Origin of the sequence: Nonomuraea roseola (genome assembly GCF_039535395.1) — a bacterium.
In the GTDB taxonomy this organism is placed as follows: Bacteria; Actinomycetota; Actinomycetes; order Streptosporangiales; family Streptosporangiaceae; genus Nonomuraea; species Nonomuraea roseola.
Genome location: NZ_BAAAXC010000015.1, coordinates 5182243 through 5202959, shown reverse-complemented (window position 1 = coordinate 5202959; position 20717 = coordinate 5182243). Strand labels below are relative to the sequence as shown.

The window sequence follows — 20717 nt, the reverse complement described above, 5'->3', positions numbered from 1 at the left end:
GTCCTGCCATGCTCCGCCGTATCGCCACGCTGACCGTGGCCGCAGCCCTCGTCCTGTCCGCGTGCAGCGGCGGCAAGGCCGGTGAATCCTCCGTCGCCGCTGACGAGGGGCTGCTCAAGCTCATCGGCTGGCCGCTCACCCCGACCTTCGTGGAGAACTACAACCCTGGCGCGCCCACCACAGGCCCGCTGCTCAACATGATGTACGAGCCGCTGGTCCGGGTCGACGACAACCACATGGAGATCAAGCCGTACCTCGCCGAGTCCTGGAAATGGTCGGCGGACGCCAAGACCCTCACCATGAAGCTGCGCGAGAACGCCACCTGGTCCGACGGCAAGGACTTCACTTCGGCCGACGTGAAGTTCAGCTTCGAGACGCTGCCGAAGAAGTATCCCGACCTGCCCATCCTGAAGCCGGCCTTCGCCTCGCTGGAGACCCCCGACCCCGACACCGTGGTCTTCCGCTTCGACGCCCCCTCACGCGTCATGCTCAGCGACTGGGGCTGGACCTACGGCCTGGTCGTGCCCGAGCACGTCTTCGCCACCCAGGACCTCACCACCTGGACCAACCCCAAGCCGGTCACCACCGGCCCCTTCACGCTGGAGCGCTTCACCCCGCAACAGGTCACGCTGAAGGTCCGTCACGACTGGTGGGGCGGCAAGTCCAAGGGCGTGAAGAGCGTCAAGATCCTTGCATCCGGCTCTCCCGAGGCCGCGCAGAGCGCGCTGCTCAAGGACGAGGCGGACTGGGCCAACATCAGGTGGGCCGACCCGGACAAGCAGTGGAAGACCAAGCCTGAGCACCAGTTCTGGATGGCGACCAGCGCCTACTTCATGGTCACCTTCAACCTGGACACGGAGCCCTACGACAACGTGCACGTACGGCGGGCGCTCTACGCCGCCTTTGACAGCGGCAAACTCGTCCAGGTGCTGCACAACGGCATCCAGGTCGGCAACGTCACCGGCATGGACCACAAGACCTTCGGCGAGGCGCTGGCTCCCGAGTTCCGCGACAAGCTCCAGTCGCAGGACCTGGCGACGGCCAGGAGCGAGCTGGCGGCAAGCGGCTACACGGTCTCCGGCGGGGCGCTGGTCAAGGCGGGCAAGACCCACAAGCTCACGCTGAACGGCCGGGAGGACGACGCGACCGCGATGCGAGTGGTCGCAGCCCAGTGGAAGGAGGCGCTCGGCCTCGACGTCGCCGTCCGCACACTCGGCACCAGCTACGTGGATCAGATCAAGAAGGGCGACTTCGACCTGTTCATGTGGCAGGGCGGCGGGTGCAGCGTCTACTGCAACTTCAACGCGCTCAACGGCGCGCTGACCGCGCCGGTCGGCAAGCCGGCCGCGGACAACTATGGCCGGGTCCGCGACGCCGAGCTGGACGGGCTGCTGACCAAGCTCGCGGCTGCCACCTCGGACGCCGACATCCAGAGCCTGGGCTGGGAGGTGCAGCGGCGCTTCGTCGACCAGCGCTTCAACATGCCGCTGGGTGCGTCGGGCGCCTCGGTGACAGTCAACACCGAGCGCTGGCAGTTCCCCCAGCAGAGTGAAGGCGACTACCTGCCCGCGCTCGGCCTGGCCGCCCAGCCAGCCGTGGCGATCATGAACCTGACGCCCACCGGAAAATAGGCCCTCCTACGGCGTGATGCCCCGCCGTTCGCGGCGAACCCCTCTGCACCTCTGTCCCTTGGAGATCTGACTTGCTGCTGCCTCGACCCGTTCTTCTCACTCCTGAGCCGGGTGCCCCGTTCATCCTTTCCTCGGGCACCGTGATCGCCGCCCCCTCCCCCCTCGACCGCGCCGCCGAGTGGCTACGGTCGGCTCTGGTCCCGGTGACCGGGCTGCCCTTGCCGCCCGGACCGGCCGCGCCGGGGGCGATCTCGTTCGCGGAAGCCGACGGGCTCGGTGCGGAGGCGTATCGCCTTGACGTACGGGAAGGCGGGGTCCGGATCGAGGCGGGCGGCGCGGCGGGAGCGTTCTACGGCGCGCAGACCCTGCGCCAGCTGTTGCCGCCCGCAGCCTTCCGCCAGGCCGCGGTCGGCGAGACGAGCTGGCGGATCGCGCCGGTCACCGTCCAGGACCATCCCCGGTACGGCTGGCGCGGCACGCTGATCGACGTCGCCCGGCACTTCCTGCCCAAGCCGGATCTGTTGCGCTATATCGACCTGCTGGCCGCGCACAAGCTCAACGTGCTGCACCTGCATCTCACCGACGACCAGGGCTGGCGCATGGAGGTGCGGGGCTACCCGAAGCTGACCGAGGTGGGTGCCTGGCGACGGGAGAGCCCCCTGGGCGCGCGGCAACACGGCGTGTTCGACGGAAGGCCGCACGGCGGCTACTACACACAGGACGATCTGCGGGAGATCGTGTCCTACGCGGCCGACCGCTTCGTCACCGTGGTGCCCGAGGTCGAGCTGCCCGGCCACTCCCAGGCCGCCATCGCCGCCTACCCCCAGCTCGGCAACCTCGACACCTCGCTCGAGGTCGCCACCATGTGGGGCGTGCAACCCCACGTACTCAACGTCGAGGACACCACGCTCGACTTCTACCGGACCGTGCTCGACCAGGTCATGGAGATCTTCCCCGGCGAGTACGTGTGTGTCGGGGGCGACGAGTGTCCCAAGACCCAGTGGCGGGAGAACGCGTCGGCGCAGCGGCGCATCCGCGAGCTGGGCCTGCGCGATGAGGACGAGCTCCAGTCGTGGTTCATCCACCAGATCTCGGCGCACGTGACCGCGCGAGGACGGCGGTTGCTGGGCTGGGACGAGATTCTCGAGGGCGGCCTGCCCCCCGGCGCGACCGTGGTCTCCTGGCGCGGCACCTACCCGACCGTCGTCGCCACCAGGGCCGGGCACGACGTCGTGACCTGCCCTTTCACCGAGACCTACCTCGACTTCCGGCAGTCTGAGCATCCCAACGAACCCGTGCCGATCGGCAACGTCATCTCCCTGCGCGACATCTACGGCTTCGAACCGACTCCCCCGGAGCTCACCGAGGCCGAGGCCCGTCACGTGCTCGGCGCGCAGGCCAACCTCTGGACCGAGCACATCGACTCGCCCCGCGCGCTGGACTACATGGCATTCCCCCGGCTGTCGGCCTTCGCCGAGGCGGTGTGGAGCCCGCCCGGCGGCGACTTCGACGACTTCCGCGCCCGGCTTCACCACCACGAGCAGCGGCTGACCGCGATGGGCGTGGAGTACCGCAAGGAAAACGGACCCGAGCCGTGGCAGACCCGTCCCGACGTACGGGGCTGGCCCAAGTCACGGGCGGACGCCGAGGCCGAGGTGGCGGCCTGGACCAGCAACATCCGACCGTAGGAGCCGTCCATGCTGAAAGCCGTGTCTGTCTTACTCACCCTGCTCGCCTCGCTCGTCCCCGGGGCGGCCGCGGATCCACCCCAGCTCTCCGCCTACTTCAGCAACCCCAGCATCACCGGCGCGACCGACGCCTCCTTGCAGACCAAGCTGGAGGAGCTGATCGACCTGGCCGCGCCAGGCTCGACGCTGCGGGCCGCGACCTACCAGGTGGAACTCCCCTCCTTCACCGACAAGCTGGTGGCCGCGTCCCAGCGCGGTGCCGACGTCCGCGTGGTGGTAGAAGGCGACGGGCGCAGTGCCGAGGTCGACCGGCTGGCGAACGCGCTGCCCGGCCGGGTCACGCTCTGCGACAAGGGGTGCAACAACGGCGACGACCCCGCGAACCAGGACGTCATGCACCACAAGTTCTTCGTGTTCAGCCGACTCACCGACGGCAGGACCGAGGTCGTGGCGCAGAGCTCGAAGAACGTCAGCCCCGACCATGGTCTGCACCAGAACATGATCATCAGCTCTGACGACGTCCAACTGGCCAACGGCTACCGCGCCGCTTTCGAGACACTGAAGGGCCGCGCACCGTACTCGTGGAGTGCGCCCTTCACCTCCGCTGACGGCAAGGTGACCGTCTGGATGCAGCCCAGGAACACCGCCTACGACGCGGAGGTGTACAAGAACAGCGACCTCGTCGCCGCGATGATCGACGACGTGATCTGCGCCGGCGGCGGCCGGATCCGGATCGCCCACTCCCAGTTCGCCAAGGACCGTCAGCCGGTGATCGACGCGCTCACGGCCAAGAAGAAGGACGGCTGCGCGATAGAGATCATCGTCCAGGAGGGCAACGCGACGGTCGACGTGGGCAAGTTGCTCGCCCCGGCGGGGATCGTCATCCACACCATGCGCCCAGGTGGCTGTCACTACCCGGCGCCCGCGGACGACCCTGCCATCAAACCCTGCGGCCTCGACGGCATCCATTCCAAGATCATGCTAGTGGAGGGCGGCTCGGCAGCCGCGGGCGGAGCATTCCGGCGCTACGTCTACACCGGCTCACACAATCTGAACTACGGCTCGCTGTCCCGCGCAAACGACTCGTTCGTACGCATCGAGAACCCGGACGTCTACGCCGCCTACGACGCCGACTTCACCCACATGATGGATGAAGTGATCAAGCTCGTGCCGTCGTCCTATCCGCAGGCCGCAGTGTCCATGGTCGCCGACGGCCCCACCCATCAGCGCGGGGTCCGGGCGGCGACCGCCCGCAACGGCTACAGCGCCGCGGTCTGGGAGGAAGGTGGCTCCTCCAGCTCGGCCACCGGCACCGAGGTCTGGGCGCGCATCTACGACCACGGCCGGCCACAGGCCGCGGTAAGAGTGTCCCGGGCGGGCGCCGCCTGCTCGACCGGCTGGAACCACGTCCAGCCGTCGGTCGGCGTGGACGACGACGGCGACGCCTACATCGCCTGGGCCGAGGACGGCGACTGCAGGGGCGAGCACAACATCGCCGTCCGCCGTCTCGCCCGCGACGGCACGCTGAGCGCGACGGTCTGGGCCAACTCCGGGACATGGAGCGGCGACCAGGTCAGGCCGAGGATCGCGGTTGGCGGCACCGGTGCGTTCACCGTGGTCTGGGAGGACGGCGGCACCGTCCGCGCCGCGGGCTACTCCTCACAGCTCGCCCGGGTCTTCGGTCCCAGCGCCGTGAGCGCCGGGGACCGACCGGACGTGGCGATGGACGGCGCGGGAAACGCGACCGTGGTGTGGCAGCAGGCCCCCGACGTGTACGGCAAGCGCTTGTCGTCCAGCGGGGCGACGGTGGCGGGCCCCACGAAGATCAACACGAACGCGGCCACCCAGCACCTGGCCCCTGCGGTCGCCTCCACCTCCGATGGGCGGAGCGTCGTGACCTGGAGCGACAACCTTGACGAGATATGGCGGATCCGGATCCGCGGCTTCACCCCCACCCTGGGTCAGCGATTCTCCGAGCGAGCCGCCGCCTACGGCCTCTACGGCAAGGGAGCGACGGGCGGCGACAAGGACGATTATGAGTACCCGCCACTGTGCTACGAGAGCAGTTGCGCCGTGCAGGGCTCGCCGTCCATCGCGACCGGCGACGACGGACGGTTCGTCGTAGGCTGGAACGAGACCGACCGGTGGAACGCGGCCCGCAACCACGAGGTGTACGCCCGCGGTTTCGACGCGCTCGGCAACACGACCGGCGCCTTTCCCCCCATACGAATGAACCCCAACACGTTCGGCATGCAGTACGGCTCCGCGCTGACCGCCGACTCCTCCGGGTTCACCTACTTCTACGTCGAGGAGTTCGACAACAACGGCTACAGCGACATCGTGGCCAGAACCGGATTCACCAATACCAGCCTCTGACCCACGGGCCACGCTCGCGCCCTCTTACGGGGGTGCGAGCTTGTCCGGTCGGGTGCGAAGCCCCGGCGCGGTCGCCTGCCTGAGCGAGCACCTCCACGCTCGGCGTCCGCGTCGACTCATGGCTCCGGCCGAGGGAGGCGCGAGGTGGATCGCCTGCTCGGCGGCTCTCGCCTCCCTGTTGCTCGGACTGGGAGCGGGCGCCGTGCTCGCGTCCGGCTGCTCCGTCTCCTGACGGTGCCCCGAACTCAGGCCGCGACCGCGTCGAGGGAGCTGCCGATGCCGCGCTTGAGCCTGATCAGGTCCTTGGGTGAGTCGACCGCCACCGCGCCCACCAGCACGCCCTCTCTGGCCAGGCCGACGGCGAAGCCACCTTCCTCGAACGCGCCCGCCACCAGCCTGGCCTCGTCGGCCAGCTGAGGGAGTCCGGCGCTCTGGATGCGAGCGCCGTGCACGTGAGTGGCGAACGAGGGGAGGTCCGCGAACGGCTTGGCGTTCTCAGGGCCCGCCAGCAGGTTTGCGGCGGCCACCGCTCCCTGGTCGTTCGCGTTGGACCAGTGCTCGACCCTGACCAGGGCATCGCCGTACAGGCTGTGCGGCCAGCGCACCACATCGCCCGCCGCCACGATGTCGGCGGCGCCCCGGGCGTACAGCGTCGCGTCGCAGACCACCCCGTCCTCGACGGTGAGGCCGCTGGCTTCGAGCCATTCGGTGTTGGGGGTCACCCCCATGCCCGCGACCACCAGATCGGCGGGGATGGACCGGCCGTCGCTCAGCCGTACCTCTGTCACCCGAGAGCCGCCCCCGAAGCCGACGACACGAGTACCGGAGATCAGCTCCACGCCGTGGCTCCGGTGGTGGCGGGCCAGCCATCGGGCGGTATCCGTGCCGAACGCGGCGAGCATGGGGTGCGGTGCGCTGTCGACCAGCGTCACCTGGTGACCGAGAGCCCGCGCGGTCGAGGCCACCTCTCCCCCGATGAAACCGCCGCCGATCACCACCACCCGCTGGTGACCGGTGTTCAACTCGGCGCGCAGGGCGAGTGAGTCCTCGATCGTGCGCAGTGTGTGCACGCTCGCCGGATGCTCGGCCAGCCGCCTGGGCCGCGCGCCGGTCGCGATGACGAGCCCGTCGTAGTGCACTGTGGAGCCGTCATCCAGGGCGACCACCTTGCCGACGGGGTCAAGGCTCACCGCCACGCGTCCGCGCAGCCAGTCCTCCCCCAGGTCCTCGGCTCCCGGCAACGAGACGTCGTCATCTCCTTGCAGAACGCTCTTGGACAGCGGCGGACGGTTGTAGGGGATGTGGGCTTCCGCGCCGATGAGTGTGAGCTCTCCGTCGAACCCCTCCCGGCGCAGCGCCTGTACGGCACGCAAGCCGGCGAGGGATGCGCCGACGACGGCGACTCTGTTCAGGTTTCTCATGGCGTGAATATACCCCTGGGAGGTATGTTGGCAGCAGTGACATACGTCTCATATACCCGTACCGGGTTAGGGTTGCGACAAGGTCTCCTCATGGCGTAACTTCCAGGACGGCAATACCCAGCGGGGGTATGCGAGAGGAGTCGGACATGAGCACCAGCACGTACAAGGTCACTGGCATGACGTGCAACGGCTGCGCGGGAAAGGTGAAGACTCAGATCGGCAACGTCGCCGGAGTCGGCGACATCGATGTGGATCTCGCCACGGGTCACGTCACGGTGACCAGCGAAGGGCAGATCGACGACGTACGCGTCGTGGAGGCGGTCGAAGAGATCGGCTACGAGGCCGTCCTGGTCTAGCAGGCGACATGCCTCCTCCGGGTCGGCCTGGAGCCGGCCCGGAGCCGCCACGCCGATGCGGCAGCGACCGTGATCCGCGCGTTGGCATGCTCGCAGCCGCTGCGCGGGCCGGGGATCCCCCTGACACGGCTCTTCTGCAACGGTGACGGCCTGGGCGCACGTCACAGCGAGGCCCAAGCCGATCCGCCACGTGCCGCGACGGAAGGCCTTTCGTTCGCGCTCGTCATCGCCGCCGCCCTCCTCGCCCTCGGCGCCGTCCTCGTAGGCGCCCTGCTCCGGACCCGCCGCTCGGCGCCCGCGTCCGACCCCGGCGCCGTTCGAGGCCGGTCGTGACAGGCCCCAGCCTGGTCACCGCCGGGAACCTGGCCGGGCGGAGGGCACGTCGCGCATGAGGAGCTGCAGCCGGTTGGCGGGTGCGTGAGCCCCGCGCCTTCGCATGCGAGCCCGTCCGCATCCAAGTGCGACTACGAAAACCTGGGCAAGTTCATCGCCGGGCGGATCCTCCTAGGCATGTCCCGGCGACGCGGTGACGATCCAGACGGAACCCGGGATGCGGACGCCGTCGGCGGTCTCGAACTCCGTGAGCGCGTCGCGCACGTCGGCACGGATGCCGGCGACGGTCGCCGGATCGACATCGCGCAGGTTGTAGCGCGTCGGGCCCATGGCGAAGAGGAAGTCGACGGCGTCGTCCGCGTCGGCGCCGAAGGTCATGGGAGCCTCGACGGGGACCACGTCGACGTCGACGAACCCGGCGGCGGCGAGCACCTGGCGGATGCGCGCGGGGTCGAGGAGCGACCCCATACCCCTGGCGGTGGGGGACGTCTCGCGCAGGAACGGCGAGAGCGCGGCGGTCGCACGGGTGTAGGGACGGTCGGGACCTCCCGGTTGCGGGCCGAGGAACGCGAGTCGGCCGGTCGGCGCGAGCGCCTGCCTGAGGTGGGCGAAGGCCGCGACGTGATCGGCGAAGAACATGACACCGCCACGGCTGAGGACGACGTCGAACCCGCGGTCGGGGAACGGATGCACCTGGGCGTCGCCCTGTTCGAAGGTGACGTTGTGGAGGCCTTCCGCGGCGGCGTCCCGGCGGGCGCGGTCCAACATGGGGGCCGACAGGTCGATGCCGACGGCGCTTCCGTCGCGGGCCTGCTGCGCGGCGAGGCGGGTCGTCTGGCCGGTGCCGCAGCCGACGTCGAGAACCCGGTCGTGGGCCGCGATGCCCGCGGCGGCGAACAGGGGCGCGTTGAACGCGTCGAGCATGGCGTTGTAGCGCTCGGGATGTTCGGCCCAGTGGATGCCCTCCCAGTCGTTCCACGCCTCTGCCTGCTGGTGGTTGGCGATGCTGTTCACGGCTCGGCCTCAATTCACTAGAGTCAATCTCTAAAGTGCGACTCTAGATATAGGCTCTATCGGTGTGTGCGGTCAAGCCACGGGCATCCATGACGTTCCTCCCGGCCCCAGGACGAGACGCGCCAGAACGCAGCCGGCCCCGAGCACGACAGGCTCGGGGCCGGCTGCGTCTCTACTCGAAGCGGCGCTACTTGAAGCGGCGCAGCCGCAGGCTGTTGCTGACCACGAAGACGCTCGAGAACGCCATCGCGGCACCCGCGATCATCGGGTTGAGCAGGCCCATCGCCGCCAGGGGCAGGGCGGCCACGTTGTAGGCGAAGGCCCAGAACAGGTTGCTCTTGATCGTGCCGAGCGTCCTGCGCGAGAGCCTGATGGCATCGGCGGCCACCCGCAGGTCGCCGCGGATCAGGGTGAGGTCGGAGGCCTCGATCGCCGCGTCGGTACCCGTGCCCATCGCGAGGCCGAGGTCGGCCTGGGCGAGCGCGGCGGCGTCGTTGACGCCGTCGCCGACCATGGCCACGACCTTGCCCTCGGACTGCAGCTCCTTGACCACGTCCACCTTGTCGGCGGGCAGGACCTCGGCGATGACCTCGTCGATGCCGACCTCGGACGCGACGGTTCTGGCCACCGCCTCGTTGTCGCCGGTGAGCAGGACCGGAGTGAGACCCAGGGCGCGAAGCTGCTGGATGGCCTCCTTGCTGGTGGCCTTCACCGTGTCGGCGACCACGAGCACGGCGCGGGCCTTGCCGTCCCAGCCGACCGCGACAGCCGTACGGCCTGCCGCCTGAGCGGCGTGCAGGGATCGCTCCAGGTCGGCCGTGAGGTGCTGCGACCACTCGGCGAGCAACTTGGGGCGGCCGACCAGCACCGCGTGTCCGTCGACGATGCCCTGGACGCCGAGCCCTTCGACGTTGGCGAAGTCCTCCGGCGTGGGCAGCTCGCCGACCCGCTCGCTCGCTCCCCTGGCGATGGCCTGGGCGATCGGGTGCTCGGAGGCGTGCTCCAGGGCGCCCGCCAGGCGCAGGACCTCGTTCTCGTCCTCGCCGTCGGCCAGGTGCACGTCGGTGAGGGTCATCCTGCCCTCGGTGACCGTACCGGTCTTGTCCAGGACGACGGTGTCGATGCGACGGGTGGACTCCAGCACTTCGGGGCCCTTGATCAGGATGCCGAGCTGCGCTCCTCTGCCCGTGCCGACCAGCAGTGCCGTCGGCGTGGCCAGTCCGAGCGCGCAGGGGCAGGCGATGATCAGTACCGCGACCGCGGCGGTGAAGGCCGCGCCCACACCGTCACCGGTGCCCAGCCAGAAGCCGAGCGTGCCGAGGGCCAGCGCGATCACAATGGGCACGAAGATGCCGGAGACCCGGTCGGCAAGACGCTGAACCTGCGCCTTGCCCGTCTGCGCGTCCTCGACGAGCTTGGCCATCTGGGCGAGCTGGGTGTCGGAGCCGATCCTCGTGGCTCGGACGACCAGACGACCGCCCGCGTTCACAGTTGCTCCGGTCACGGCGTCGCCTGGCCGCACCTCCACAGGTACCGACTCGCCCGTCAGCATGGAGGCGTCGACAGCCGAAGTGCCCTCCTCGACCACGCCGTCGGTGGCGATCTTCTCGCCAGGGCGCACCACGAAGCGGTCGCCGACGGCGAGCTGGTCGGTGGGAATGCGGACCTCGGTGCCATCGCGCAGCACCGCTACTTCCTTGGCGCCCAACTCCAGCAACGCTCTGAGAGCGGCGCCCGCGCGGCGCTTGGACCTGGCCTCGAAGTAGCGGCCCGCCAGGATGAACGCGGTGACGCCCGCGGCGGCCTCGAGGTAGATGTTGCCCGAGCCGTCGGTCCTGGCGATCGTGAACTCGAACGGGTGCGTCATGCCAGGCGTGCCGGCCGTGCCGAAGAACAGCGCCCACAGCGACCAGGCGAAGGCGGCCAGGGTGCCGATCGAGACCAGCGTGTCCATGGTCGCCGCGCCGTGGCGCAGGTTCGTCCAGGCGGCCTTGTGGAACGGCCAGCCCGCGTAGACCACGACGGGCGCGGCCAGCGTCAGCGACAGCCACTGCCAGTTGGTGAACTGCAGCGGCGGGATCATCGCCATGGCGATCACCGGTACTGCCAGCACCACGGAGGTGATCAGGCGGCTACGGAGTGGGCGGAGCTCGTCCTCCGGCTCCTGCTCGCCGGCGGCCGTCTCGCTCTTGGGCGGGGCGGGCAGCGCAGCGGTGTAGCCCGCCGACTCCACGGTCGCGATCAGCTCCTGCGGGTCGACTCCCTCAGGAAAGGTGACCTTCGCCTTCTCCGTCGCGTAGTTGACCGTTGCGGTCACGCCCTCGAGCTTGTTCAGCTTGCGCTCGATCCTGTTGGCGCAGGACGCGCAGGTCATGCCGCCGATGGACAGTTCGACGGCGCCGTGGGGCTTGTCGTCGGTGAGGGGAGACATCACCTCTCCTTTCTTACGTCGCGTTCCTGCGTCAGTGGCCGTGCGGGGTGGAGTCGTGGTCGGAGGCGGGACTCGCCGACGGGCTGGCCGTGGGGCTGGCCGCCGCCGTCGCGGCGCCTGCGCGGGCGGTGAAGTCCGCGGTCCGTACGGTGCCGTCGTGCTGGAAGTCGAGGAACAGGCGGTAGTCGCCGGTGCTGGGCACCTCGGCGTAGAAGACGATCTCGGGGCCGGCCTTGGTCTTGCCGTCGCCGGGCGTGCCGTCGGGGTGGACGTGGAGGTAGGCCAGGTCGCCCGCGCGCAGCGCCACCAGGTGGCCGTAGGCGCCGAGGTAGGGCTGCAGGTCGGTGACCGGCTTGCCGTCCTTGCTCACCTTGAGCGTCAGCTTGCTCGACTTGCCTGGGGTCAGGTCTCCGTCGAGGGTCACAGTGTAGCCGTCGACCTCGGCGGTGCGGCTGGCCTGCGGCAACGCCTTGGGGGCGTAGTCGCCGGCGGCGAACAGGTCGGTGCCGAGGGTCAGCGCGCTCGCGCCGGTGGGGAGGATGTCGGCGTAGGCGCGGTAGACGCCGGCCTCGGGGAGGGTCAGCTTGACCGTCCAGACGCCGTTGGCGCCTTCTTCGGGGTGCAGGTGCTGGAAGGTGGTGAGGTCGCGGGAGACGACGATGAAGTGGACCTTCTTGTCGTGCTGGACCTGGTAGTCGGTGACGGGTCTGCCGTCGGGGGCTGTCACGGTGAAGGCGAAGTCGGTGGGCTCGCCGGGCTTGATCGTCGCGGTGAGCGGGGTGAGGGTGTAGCCGTTCTGGGACACTTGGAGCCCCCCGGGGGTATCCTGTGCAGCTGCTTGTGCGGGTTTCGTGGTGACGCTGTTCTGGTCGCCGTTCTGGTCGCCGTTCTGGTCGCCGTGGCCCGTGCTCTCGCCGTGGCCCGTGCTCTCGCGGCCCGCGCCACCGTCCGTGCTCTGGCCGGCGCTCTCGCGGGACGCGGAAGCCTGGGGAGGGGCGCCGACCTCGCCGACCTCGCCGACCGCGCTGCCCACGCCGAGGGCCGCGCCGAAGACGACGGCGAGGCCCGCGACGTAGGTGACGAGCTTGGCGGGGGTGTTCACGACCGGTCCGCCACTTCGTATCCGGCGGCCTCGACCGCGGCGACGATCCGGTCGGTCTCGACGGGGCTGTCGCTCTCGACGGTCAGCAGGCCGCTGGCCAGGTCGACCTCGACGCCGGTGACGCCGGAGACCTCGCCGACCTCCTCCTTGACCGAGCTGACGCAGTGGCCGCAGGTCATGCCCTTGACGGTGTAGGTGGCGGTGCTCATATCGATCTCTCCTTCAGCTGGTCAGGAACGGACAAGTCTGGTGAACCATACTATACCCCCCCTATGGTATTCAATGGATGGGGGCGTGCCCGTGAGCACGCCCCCATCCCTCAGGCTGGGATCGTCTCCTTCTCGGGGCCCTCCTGAACGGCCTGCCTGGGCCTGCGCATGAGCACCAGGGTGAGCACCGCTCCCCCGGCAGCAACCACGCCCGCCCCGATGAACGCCGCCTGGAAACCGTCGGTGAGCTTGAGCAGGTCGCCCAGTTCGGTCGCGCCCTGCGAGGTCGCGATGGCGGTCATGACGGCCAGGCCGAGCGCCGATCCCACCTGGTAGGTGGTGTTGACGATGCCCGACGCCAGACCGCTCTCCTCGGGCCGCGCCCCGGACATCGCGGACATCATGGCGGGGATGTAGGCCAGGGACATGCCGATCGCGGCGATCAGGCTCGCGGGGAGCACGTCGGCGACGAAGGCGCCGTCAGCACGGACGAGGCTCAGCCCCAGCACGCCTGCCGCCAGCACGGCCAGCCCCAGGACGATGAGCGGCTTGGCACCGAACCTGCCGAGCAGCCGGGCGGTGATGCCGATCATGAAGATCATGATGGCCACGGTCATCGGCAGCAGCGCCGCGCCGCTGGCGAAGGCCCCGAAGCCGAGCACCTGCTGCAGGTAGAGGTTGAGGAAGTACCACATCGGGATCCAGGCCGCGCCCAGCAGCGCCATCGCCAGGTTGGCGGAGGCCAGGCCTGGGGTCTTCCAGATCTTCAGCGGCATGAGCGGCTCGCGCACGCTGCGCTGGATCACGAGGAACAGTCCCAGCAGTACGGCGGCGCCCACGCCCTCGATCAGCGTGACGGTCAGGCTCTGCTCAGGAGCGCTGACGATGGTGTAGACGGCCAGCGCGATGCCCGCCGTGACCGCGATCGCACCCAGGACGTCGACCGAGCCCCGCTTGCCCTGCGTCGCAGGGAGCAGCGCGGGGATCGCGGCCAGCGTCGCCAGGCCGATCGGGATGTAGATGATGAAGACCCAGGGCCAGCTCAGGTACTGGGTGATGACGCCGCCGAGGAAGACGCCCGCCGTACCGCCCGCGGGGGGCGGCCGCGCCGTACAGGGCCATGGCCTTGCCGAGCTCGCGCGGGTTGTGCCCGAACAGCATCATGAGCAGCGTCATGGCGGCGGGCGCGATCAGCGCCCCGCCGACGCCCTGGACGGCCCTGCCGAGGATCTCGACCCAGGCGTTGCCCGCGGCGGCGGCCACCACCGAGCCGGCGGTCAGAATGACCCAGCCGGTGGTGAAGATCTTGCGGGCGCCGAACAGGTCCGACAGGCGCCCGCCGAGCAGCAGCAGGCCGCCGAAGGCGATCACGTAGGCGTTGAACACCCACTGCAGGCTGCCTTGGGTGAAGCCGAGGTCACGCTGCATGTCGGGGAGCGCGACTCCGATGATGGACGTGTCCATGATGACCATGAACTGCGCGGCGGCGAGCACGACGAGCGCCCACCACCTGCGTGGGTTGACGGCATTCATGCCGCTCTCCTGATTCCTCGCGTTCTGCGATGTGAGGGTTGATACCCCCTTGGGGTATCGCTGCGCCAGGAAACGTAACATACCCCCAGGGGGTTAGCAACAGCGCTTGCGCACCACTTATCAGTTCACCAAGAACGCCGCCGGTGGCGTGCAGACCGTCACCGCCCACGACACCGGCCGACGCCACCCAGATCCGGCTGATCCGCGAGCACCTGACCGAGGAACCGGCCAGGTTCGGCCGCGGCGGCTTCGGCGATCCCGCCACCATCCACGGCGGCAGGATGCCGGGGCTGGCGGAGTCTTCGAAGGGCTACCAGCTCATCACGCTCGCCCACACCGACACGCCGGACGGCGCCCGCCTCACCTACACCACCCAGGACGAGGCGCTGACAGCCGCCCTTCACGCCTGGTTCGACGCACAGGTGAGCGATCACGGCGAGCACGCCACCCGTCAGGGCAGGTTGTAGCGGCGCTCTCCGGCTGCTTAGCTGGATAGTGGGCAGCCTGCAGCCGCGCTCTCTGCGAGCGATACCTGTCGCCATCGGCCGCGGCCTGCCGAGACCGCTGCCTCGCAGCACGACCGATCCGGATCGGCCTCCGTCCGGGGCTGCGAGGCGGACGGTCCTACCTGACCCTGTGGCTTGCGTCCCGCCGCCCCCCTCGTCACCCTGGCCCGGCAACCAGAGTCATGACGTTGGAGTTTCGTGATCGGTACGCTGATCGTCATGGGAGACGGTGAGGCATCTCTGCGGCTCGAGGACGTAACGTCGGCGTTGGAGACGACTCTCACCGCCCTGAGGGCTGTGGGGGCCGACCTGACGTACCGCGTGGGTGGCACGAGTGCCGCGCTGCTGCAAGGTGTTCGTCTTCCCGCCGGAGACGTCGACCTCCTGGCAGCTCGACGGGAGGACGTGGACACCGTCGCCGCCGCTCTCTCGTCCTTCCCCTGCCTGTACGCGGCATCGTGGCTCCCCGAGACTTCGCAGTATTTCGCCAGGTACGAGGTGAACGGGGTCGTTGTAGAGATCAGCACGGTCGAGCAGGAGGTCGACTCCGATGGGATGGAGTGTGTAGGCCGCGGCCCGTGGCAGCACTACGTCCTGATCACGTGTGGCTCGTATCGTGTTCCTGTGGTTCGCCTGGAACTACGGTTGGCCACAGAGCTCCTGCGTGATCGGCCCGATCGCTACGAACCTCTCCTCGACCACATGGCGGCGCAGGGGTTCGACGCCGATCTTCTGGACAGGGCCATGACCGCTCGCGGTCTTCCGGTGGAACGACAGCGCCTGGTTCACGAACGCCTCGCCCCTTCCTCTCCCCGCTCCCGATAGCTGCCAAGGATCGGCGACTCGCGCCCGTGGTTTCGTCAAGGATGGCGCGCACGCCATCGCGTAGCGATGCCGTAGGCGCCCTTGACGGTTCGGGTGCCGCCGATTCATTCCGCGTATATTCCGCGACCACTGGCATACGGCTACTCCCGGCGGCCTTCCACTGCATGGGCGGCGCACGCTGAATGGCAGAAACCCCAGCTCAGTGGCGGGATTCCTGGTCAATCTGAGTAGGGCGGGTGGGACTTGAACCCACGACCCACGGATTATGAGTCCGATGCTCTGACCGGCTGAGCTACCGCCCCCTGCGAGAGTGCAGTCTCCCATAAATTCGCGCGCTTGCCAGCATAGATCGCCCTCGTCCCCAACCGCCTTCACTCACCGCGAAACGCCGACCGCGGCCCGTTCCCGTCGCTCAGGAACCACTCTAAGGTCGTCCAAGTGGCGATCAAGCTGATCTACGAGACCCATTCGTTCACCGTCGACAACGAGACCGGCATCGCGACCGGCTGGCTGCCGGGCGAGCTGTCCGAGGCCGGCAGGGTGGAGGCGGCCAAGCTGGGCGAGCGCAGGCGTTCGGGCGTCGACGTGGTCTACAGCTCCGATCTGCGCAGAGCCGTGCAGACCGCGCGGATCGCCTTTCCCGACCGTGAGATCAGGCTGGACGCGCGGTTACGGGAGTGCGACTACGGGCTCCGCAACGGCAGGCCCGTCGCGGAGCTGGCGCCGCTGAGGAGGGCGCACATCCGCGAGCCGTGGCCAGAGGGGCAGAGCTACGAGCAGGTCGTGGCGGCGACGGAGGAGTTCCTTGGCGAGTTGCGGGCGGAGTGGGAGGGGCGGACCGTGCTGGTCGTCTCGCACTCGGCCAACCGGTGGGCGTTGCAGCATCTGCTGGAGGGCGCGCCGCTGGAGGAGCTGGTGGACGCGCCCTTCGCCTGGCAGCCCGGGTGGGAGTACACGCTCTCGTGAGGCGCTGGTCATGGGTCCCGGCCCTCGCGCTGTCGTCGCTCCCCTACACGGTCCCGGTCACGCCGCCCTCTCCATAGAGCAGTCCCCCGATGGGAGTTCCACCGCGAACTGCCGAGCGTTCCCGGTTCCCGCCCCGCTGACGATCCTCGCCGTGTTCGCGCTGTGGGCGGTACTGGCCCGGCGAGGGCTGCCGAAGTGACCTACGCGAGCGTGCCCGACCACCGGTTGGTCACCGAGGGGCGCGCCCGGTGCCAGGTGATCATGCGGGACAGGCCGGAGGAACTCTCCCGGGTCGGTGGGTCCCGGCCGGGCCGAGGGGACGATCCGGTTGAGACGAGCGGGAATGGATGCCGCCCGGAGGTGGTTACATCCTTCGTGGCCGGTGTGCCCAGTGTCCCCGGGCCTCACCTATTGCCTTCACGGAATACCGTTCGGCTGGAGCCGTGTTGCGCCCTTCGCCGAGAGGCGACACGCACACCGGTTCGCACACGTGGAAGACGCCCGTCCGATCTCCTGATCGGGCGGGCGTCTTCTCGTTGGCGGTCAGCCCGTGTCGCTGGCGTTCCAGGTCATCGACTGCCACCGCACGGGATCCAGGAAGCGCCGGGATTTCGTCCACACCTCGAAGGGGGTCTCCTTCGCGAGATCCTCCCGAGCTCTCCTGTAGGCCTCACATCTGGCTTCGAGCTCCCGCTCCTCCTCTGTCATGCCCGGCATCCTGACCGAGGAGCGGGGCCGTCATCCCCGACTTGGCAGAACCTCGACCGTTCCTCGCTCGCCGTCGACCCTGACGCGATCGCCGTCCTTGATCCGCATCGTGGCGTTGCCGGTGCCGACCACGGCGGGGATGCCGAGCTCGCGGGCGACGATGGAGGCGTGGGAGAGCGGCGCGCCCATGTCGGTGACCACGGCGGCGGCGCGGGGGAACATCGGGGTCCAGCCGATGTTGGTCAGCGTCGTCACCAGCGGGCCACCCGTGCCCGCATCGGGACGACTTCGCGGGGGTGGCGCCTGGCGAACCTCGCCCACGCCGCGTCGCGCGCGGGGCCTGCCTGCGCAGCAGCTGCCCGGTGTCGGCGTGGGCGCCGGACAGCCCCGCCAGCTGCGCGTCGATCCAGGAGGGATCCTCGCCGGGGCGGGGAGCGGAGACCTCGAACTCGTGCGCGGCCTCCGCGGCAACCGGCCAGTCATGCGTTCGAGCAGGTCGCGGTGGGTGGCGGGGGCGCTCTTCCTGACGTCTTCGAGCACCACCTCGTCACCCATTGTTTGATTAAATATACTTATCTGGTCATTCAACTGCTACTGCCTCGTGGCGCGGTGCGGCGGCGTACCGTGGACGGGTGGCAAAGGCGTTCTGGATCGACCAGGAACTCGACAGGGACAGGGACGGCCGTTACGGCGCCCACGTCCGCAAGCATGTCGAGGAGTTCGCCGACTCCTTCGGCGACATCGCCCCCGTGACGTTCGCCTGCATCGCCTGGCGGATGGCGGTGCCGCCGTCGATCTCACCGGGTCACGTCCGATGGGACCGGCGCGTCCTTGAGGCGGGCTGCGTGCGCAACACCTGGGACGGCACGCTCACCGCGGAGGTCCGCATGGCCTCCCCGCTGCCCGAGCAGCTGACCAGTTCGCGTGAGTGGTGGAGGGACAGGGGCTGGCGCGGCTGGCAGGAGATCTTCGGCCAGTACGTCGAGCCCACCCAGGAGGACCTCACCCGCGGCCCGTTCATGCGCGCCTCCCTCCTGGTGCAGGCGCCCATCCCGCTGGAGGAGCTGCCGCCCGCCCCTCAGGGCCCGCACGACGGGGTGGAGGAGGCGGCGCACCGGGCGCTCGCGGTGCTCGTCAAGGAGCTCAACGCGCTGCTCGCGCCCGTTCTCGACCGCTTCTAGCCGCCCTTCACCCCGTCGACCAGCTCCCTCACGATGTCGAGGTGGCCGTTGTGCCTGGAGGTCTCCTCGGTGAGGTGGCCGATCACCCAGCGCAGCGTGAAGTGGCCCCCGTGGCGGCCCTTGCCTGCCGACAGCGCGTCGAGGTCGTGGCCGGCGATCTTCTGGTCGATCTCGGCGCAGGCGCGCGTGTAGTCGGCGACCACCTCGGCGAGGCTCAAGGAGGGGTCGGGCTCGAAGTCCTTGTCAGGGCTCTCCTCCGTCCACGGCGCGCGCTCCGCCTCACCGAGGAAGACGACCTCGAACCACCAGTGCTCCACCCATCGCAGGTGACCGATCAGCCCCGCGACGGACATCAGCGGAGATGCCGGCAGTGGCGCCCTGCGCGCGGCCTCGTCGCTTATTCCCTCGCACTTGGCCACCGCCGTCGCCCTGGCGTAGGCGAGGAACGTGTGCAGAGTGGCCCGCTCGTCCCAGGTGGGGGGAACATCTGTTCTCTTCATTCCCATAGCTTCCCACCTGTCATTTTGGGTAGCTCCCGGCTATGAGAGCAGTCCTCCTTCTCTTCGCGCTGACCTTTGTCGCAGGATGTGCCGTCGACACGGGACCCCCGGCCCGTACGGCCGAGCGGTTCGCCACAGCGGTGACCGCGGGACAGGGTGACGCGGCCTGTGCGCTGCTGGCCGCCAGGACGGCGGCGCAGCTGCCCGACAGGGGACAGACCTGCGGGCAGGCGCTGAACGAGCTGAGACTGACGGGCGGACCTGTGCTGTCGGTGTCACTGTGGGGAGACGAGGCGCAGGTCAGGCTTAACGGCGACACGCTCTTCCTGCACCGCTACGACGGCGGATGGCGGGTCAGGGCCGCGGGATGCACGCCCAAGGGTGAGAACCTCCCCTACGACTGCGAGGTGGACGACTGATGCGCACCGTCTTCGTCACCACCTTGGTCATCATCGTCGTGGGTCTGAGCTGGTTCTTCGCCATGGGGCTGATGCACCGATGAAGAGATTCCTCAAGGAGAACTCCCTCTCCCTGTTCTTCCTGCTGATCTTCGCGCTCGCGCTGGTGGGGCAGGCGCTCGCCGGGCAGGCCAAGTTCAACGACCAGCAGCTCGTGGACGGGGGTCAGCCCATCTCGCTGGTCGAGTACGTCGCCACCTCCGACTTCGCGGTGGACGTGGCCGAGAACTGGCAGTCGGAGTACCTGCAGTTCCTGCTGTTCATCCTCGCGACGGTCTGGCTGGTGCAGCGGGGCTCCCCCGAGTCCAAGGAGCTCGGCAAGGAGGGCGGCGAGTCCGACGAGGACCAGCTCGTCGGCGAGCACGCCCGCCGCGACTCGCCCGCGTGGGCCACCGCGGGCGGGCTGCGCAAGGCGCTGATCAGCAACTCGCTGGGCTGGGTCATGGGCCTGGTGTTCGCGCTGTCGTGGCTGGCGCAGTCGGTGGCGGGCCTGGCGGCGGGCAACGCCGAACGGCTCGCCGAGCTGCGCGACCCCGAGGGCTGGGGCGGCTACGTGACGGGACCCGAGTTCTGGAGCAGGACGCTGCAGAACTGGCAGTCGGAGTTCCTGGCGGTGGCCTCGATGGTGGCGCTGTCGATCTACCTGCGTCAGCGGGGCTCGGCCGAGTCGAAGCCGGTCGGCGCGCCCCACGACGCGACGGGTATCGAGGGCTGACCCGTCACCACGGCGACGACGCGGGAGCCGGGCGCGAAGGCGCCGCGCCCGGCCAGGTCGAGGATCCCATAGATCATCTTGGCCACGTAGACCTGCTCGTAGGCCTGGTCGAGCGCGGGAGAGCGCTTGGCGTAGCCGCCGAAGTGGTAGTCGAGGTTGAGCTCCCAGTTGGCCATGACGCGGCCGTAGGCCTCCCGCTGCAGCCGCGCCACCTCCTCGCGCAGGAAGCCCGCGCCCTTGAGCACGGCGAAACCCAGCGCCCGCCTGCCGGGGGCCAGCCCCGCGGAGATCCCCGCGAGCGTGCCGCCGGTGCCCACGGGACAGCAGATCACGTCGTAGTCGAGGCCGATCTCTCCTGGCAGCTCCGCGCAGCCGCGCACGGCTGCCGCGTTGCTGCCGCCCTCGGGCAGGATCGTCACGTCGCCGAACCTGGCGCGCAGCCGCTCCAGCACCTCAGGGGTGTGCTTGCGGCGGTAGGCGGCCCGATCGAGGTAGACCAGGCGCATCCCGCACGCCCTGGCGTAGGCCAGCGAGGGGTTGAGCGGCAGGTGCTCCTCGCCGCGCACCACGCCGATCGTCTCGAAGCCCCGCTCCATGCCCGCCCTGGCCAGCGCGCGCAGGTGGCCGGAGTAGGCGCCGCCGAAGCTCAGCACGCGGGCGGGGCCGAGGTTGTACTTGAGCTTGCGGGCCTTGTTGTCGTCATGCTTGAGGAAGAGCCTCACCGTGCCGAGGCGGGGATCCGACATCTCCTCCATGGCGCTAGT

Annotated in this window: 20 protein-coding genes, 1 tRNA gene and 1 pseudogene; 10 read left to right on the top strand and 12 right to left on the bottom strand. The window is 69.3% G+C overall.

The window, feature by feature from the left end; genetic code table 11:
• Positions 1-8 precede the first annotated feature (8 nt).
• The 3 genes from ABFX55_RS48020 to ABFX55_RS48010 all read left to right on the top strand — a co-directional run bounded on the left by ABFX55_RS48020 (position 9) and on the right by ABFX55_RS48010 (position 5695).
• On the top strand, positions 9-1631 hold the full coding sequence (locus ABFX55_RS48020) for an ABC transporter substrate-binding protein (protein ID WP_346130742.1): 1623 nt from the start codon (positions 9-11) through the stop codon (positions 1629-1631).
• 71 nt (positions 1632-1702) lie between these two features.
• Positions 1703-3319, top strand: a complete 1617-nt coding sequence (locus ABFX55_RS48015; RefSeq protein WP_346130740.1) for a beta-N-acetylhexosaminidase — start codon at positions 1703-1705, stop codon at positions 3317-3319.
• Between the two features lie 21 nt (positions 3320-3340).
• Complete coding sequence (locus tag ABFX55_RS48010; protein WP_346130738.1) at positions 3341-5695, top strand: phospholipase D-like domain-containing protein; 2355 nt, start codon at positions 3341-3343, stop codon at positions 5693-5695.
• A gap of 245 nt (positions 5696-5940) precedes the next feature.
• On the opposite strand, the gene ABFX55_RS48005 is transcribed toward ABFX55_RS48010, so the two are convergent.
• Positions 5941-7116, bottom strand: a complete 1176-nt coding sequence (locus tag ABFX55_RS48005; RefSeq protein WP_346130736.1) for an NAD(P)/FAD-dependent oxidoreductase — start codon at positions 7114-7116, stop codon at positions 5941-5943.
• A 146-nt stretch (positions 7117-7262) separates the two neighbouring features.
• Here ABFX55_RS48005 and ABFX55_RS48000 point away from each other — a divergent pair, with 146 nt between their 5' ends.
• Positions 7263-7472 (top strand): heavy-metal-associated domain-containing protein, encoded by a 210-nt coding sequence (locus tag ABFX55_RS48000; RefSeq protein WP_346130734.1) that lies wholly within the window; start codon positions 7263-7265, stop codon positions 7470-7472.
• A gap of 504 nt (positions 7473-7976) precedes the next feature.
• Here the strand turns inward: ABFX55_RS48000 and ABFX55_RS47995 are convergent.
• From ABFX55_RS47995 to ABFX55_RS47970, 6 genes and pseudogenes are all read right to left on the bottom strand, one after another.
• Positions 7977-8819: a class I SAM-dependent methyltransferase gene (locus tag ABFX55_RS47995; RefSeq protein ID WP_346130733.1), complete on the bottom strand. Its 843-nt coding sequence runs from the start codon at positions 8817-8819 to the stop codon at positions 7977-7979.
• Positions 8820-9006: 187 nt separating this feature from the next.
• A complete protein-coding gene (locus ABFX55_RS47990) occupies positions 9007-11250 on the bottom strand; it encodes a heavy metal translocating P-type ATPase (RefSeq protein ID WP_346130731.1) in 2244 nt (747 codons plus the stop codon).
• Positions 11251-11281: 31 nt separating this feature from the next.
• Positions 11282-12352, bottom strand: coding sequence for a hypothetical protein (locus tag ABFX55_RS47985; RefSeq protein WP_346130730.1), 1071 nt, complete (start codon positions 12350-12352; stop codon positions 11282-11284).
• Positions 12349-12561, bottom strand: a complete 213-nt coding sequence (locus tag ABFX55_RS47980; RefSeq protein WP_183653068.1) for a heavy-metal-associated domain-containing protein — start codon at positions 12559-12561, stop codon at positions 12349-12351. The genes ABFX55_RS47985 and ABFX55_RS47980 overlap by 4 nt, the downstream gene beginning before the upstream one ends.
• A gap of 110 nt (positions 12562-12671) precedes the next feature.
• Complete coding sequence (locus ABFX55_RS47975; RefSeq protein WP_346131478.1) at positions 12672-13607, bottom strand: MFS transporter; 936 nt, start codon at positions 13605-13607, stop codon at positions 12672-12674.
• A 112-nt stretch (positions 13608-13719) separates the two neighbouring features.
• Positions 13720-14025 (bottom strand): annotated as a pseudogene (locus ABFX55_RS47970) (MFS transporter); the annotation flags it as partial.
• A gap of 212 nt (positions 14026-14237) precedes the next feature.
• On the opposite strand from ABFX55_RS47970, the gene ABFX55_RS47965 reads away from it, so the two are divergent.
• Positions 14238-14561, top strand: coding sequence for a hypothetical protein (locus ABFX55_RS47965; RefSeq protein ID WP_346130729.1), 324 nt, complete (start codon positions 14238-14240; stop codon positions 14559-14561).
• Positions 14562-14798: 237 nt separating this feature from the next.
• Positions 14799-15425 (top strand): hypothetical protein, encoded by a 627-nt coding sequence (locus tag ABFX55_RS47960; RefSeq protein WP_346130727.1) that lies wholly within the window; start codon positions 14799-14801, stop codon positions 15423-15425.
• 228 nt (positions 15426-15653) lie between these two features.
• Here the strand turns inward: ABFX55_RS47960 and ABFX55_RS47955 are convergent.
• A tRNA-Ile gene (locus ABFX55_RS47955) sits at positions 15654-15727 on the bottom strand.
• Positions 15728-15863: 136 nt separating this feature from the next.
• Here ABFX55_RS47955 and ABFX55_RS47950 point away from each other — a divergent pair.
• Positions 15864-16391, top strand: coding sequence for a histidine phosphatase family protein (locus ABFX55_RS47950; protein WP_346130725.1), 528 nt, complete (start codon positions 15864-15866; stop codon positions 16389-16391).
• Between the two features lie 543 nt (positions 16392-16934).
• Here ABFX55_RS47950 and ABFX55_RS47945 read toward each other — a convergent pair.
• Both ABFX55_RS47945 and ABFX55_RS47940 read right to left on the bottom strand, forming a co-directional pair.
• Positions 16935-17099: a hypothetical protein gene (locus ABFX55_RS47945; protein WP_183658038.1), complete on the bottom strand. Its 165-nt coding sequence runs from the start codon at positions 17097-17099 to the stop codon at positions 16935-16937.
• A gap of 30 nt (positions 17100-17129) precedes the next feature.
• Entirely contained in the window at positions 17130-17354 is a 225-nt protein-coding gene (locus ABFX55_RS47940; protein ID WP_346130724.1) for a PEP-utilizing enzyme, read from the bottom strand.
• Positions 17355-17731: 377 nt separating this feature from the next.
• Here ABFX55_RS47940 and ABFX55_RS47935 point away from each other — a divergent pair, with 377 nt between their 5' ends.
• Positions 17732-18280 (top strand): hypothetical protein, encoded by a 549-nt coding sequence (locus tag ABFX55_RS47935; RefSeq protein WP_346130723.1) that lies wholly within the window; start codon positions 17732-17734, stop codon positions 18278-18280.
• Here ABFX55_RS47935 and ABFX55_RS47930 read toward each other — a convergent pair.
• Positions 18277-18780: a DinB family protein gene (locus tag ABFX55_RS47930; RefSeq protein ID WP_346130722.1), complete on the bottom strand. Its 504-nt coding sequence runs from the start codon at positions 18778-18780 to the stop codon at positions 18277-18279. The two genes, ABFX55_RS47935 and ABFX55_RS47930, sit on opposite strands and share 4 nt — an antisense overlap.
• A 41-nt stretch (positions 18781-18821) precedes the next feature.
• Between ABFX55_RS47930 and ABFX55_RS47925 the strand changes: the two genes are divergently transcribed.
• On the top strand, positions 18822-19199 hold the full coding sequence (locus ABFX55_RS47925) for a hypothetical protein (RefSeq protein WP_346130720.1): 378 nt from the start codon (positions 18822-18824) through the stop codon (positions 19197-19199).
• Between the two features lie 79 nt (positions 19200-19278).
• Complete coding sequence (locus ABFX55_RS47920) at positions 19279-19953, top strand: DUF6766 family protein (RefSeq protein WP_346130718.1); 675 nt, start codon at positions 19279-19281, stop codon at positions 19951-19953.
• Here the strand turns inward: ABFX55_RS47920 and ABFX55_RS47915 are convergent.
• On the bottom strand, positions 19887-20708 hold the full coding sequence (locus ABFX55_RS47915) for a 1-aminocyclopropane-1-carboxylate deaminase/D-cysteine desulfhydrase (protein WP_346130717.1): 822 nt from the start codon (positions 20706-20708) through the stop codon (positions 19887-19889). The two genes, ABFX55_RS47920 and ABFX55_RS47915, sit on opposite strands and share 67 nt — an antisense overlap.
• Positions 20709-20717: the final 9 nt, after the last annotated feature.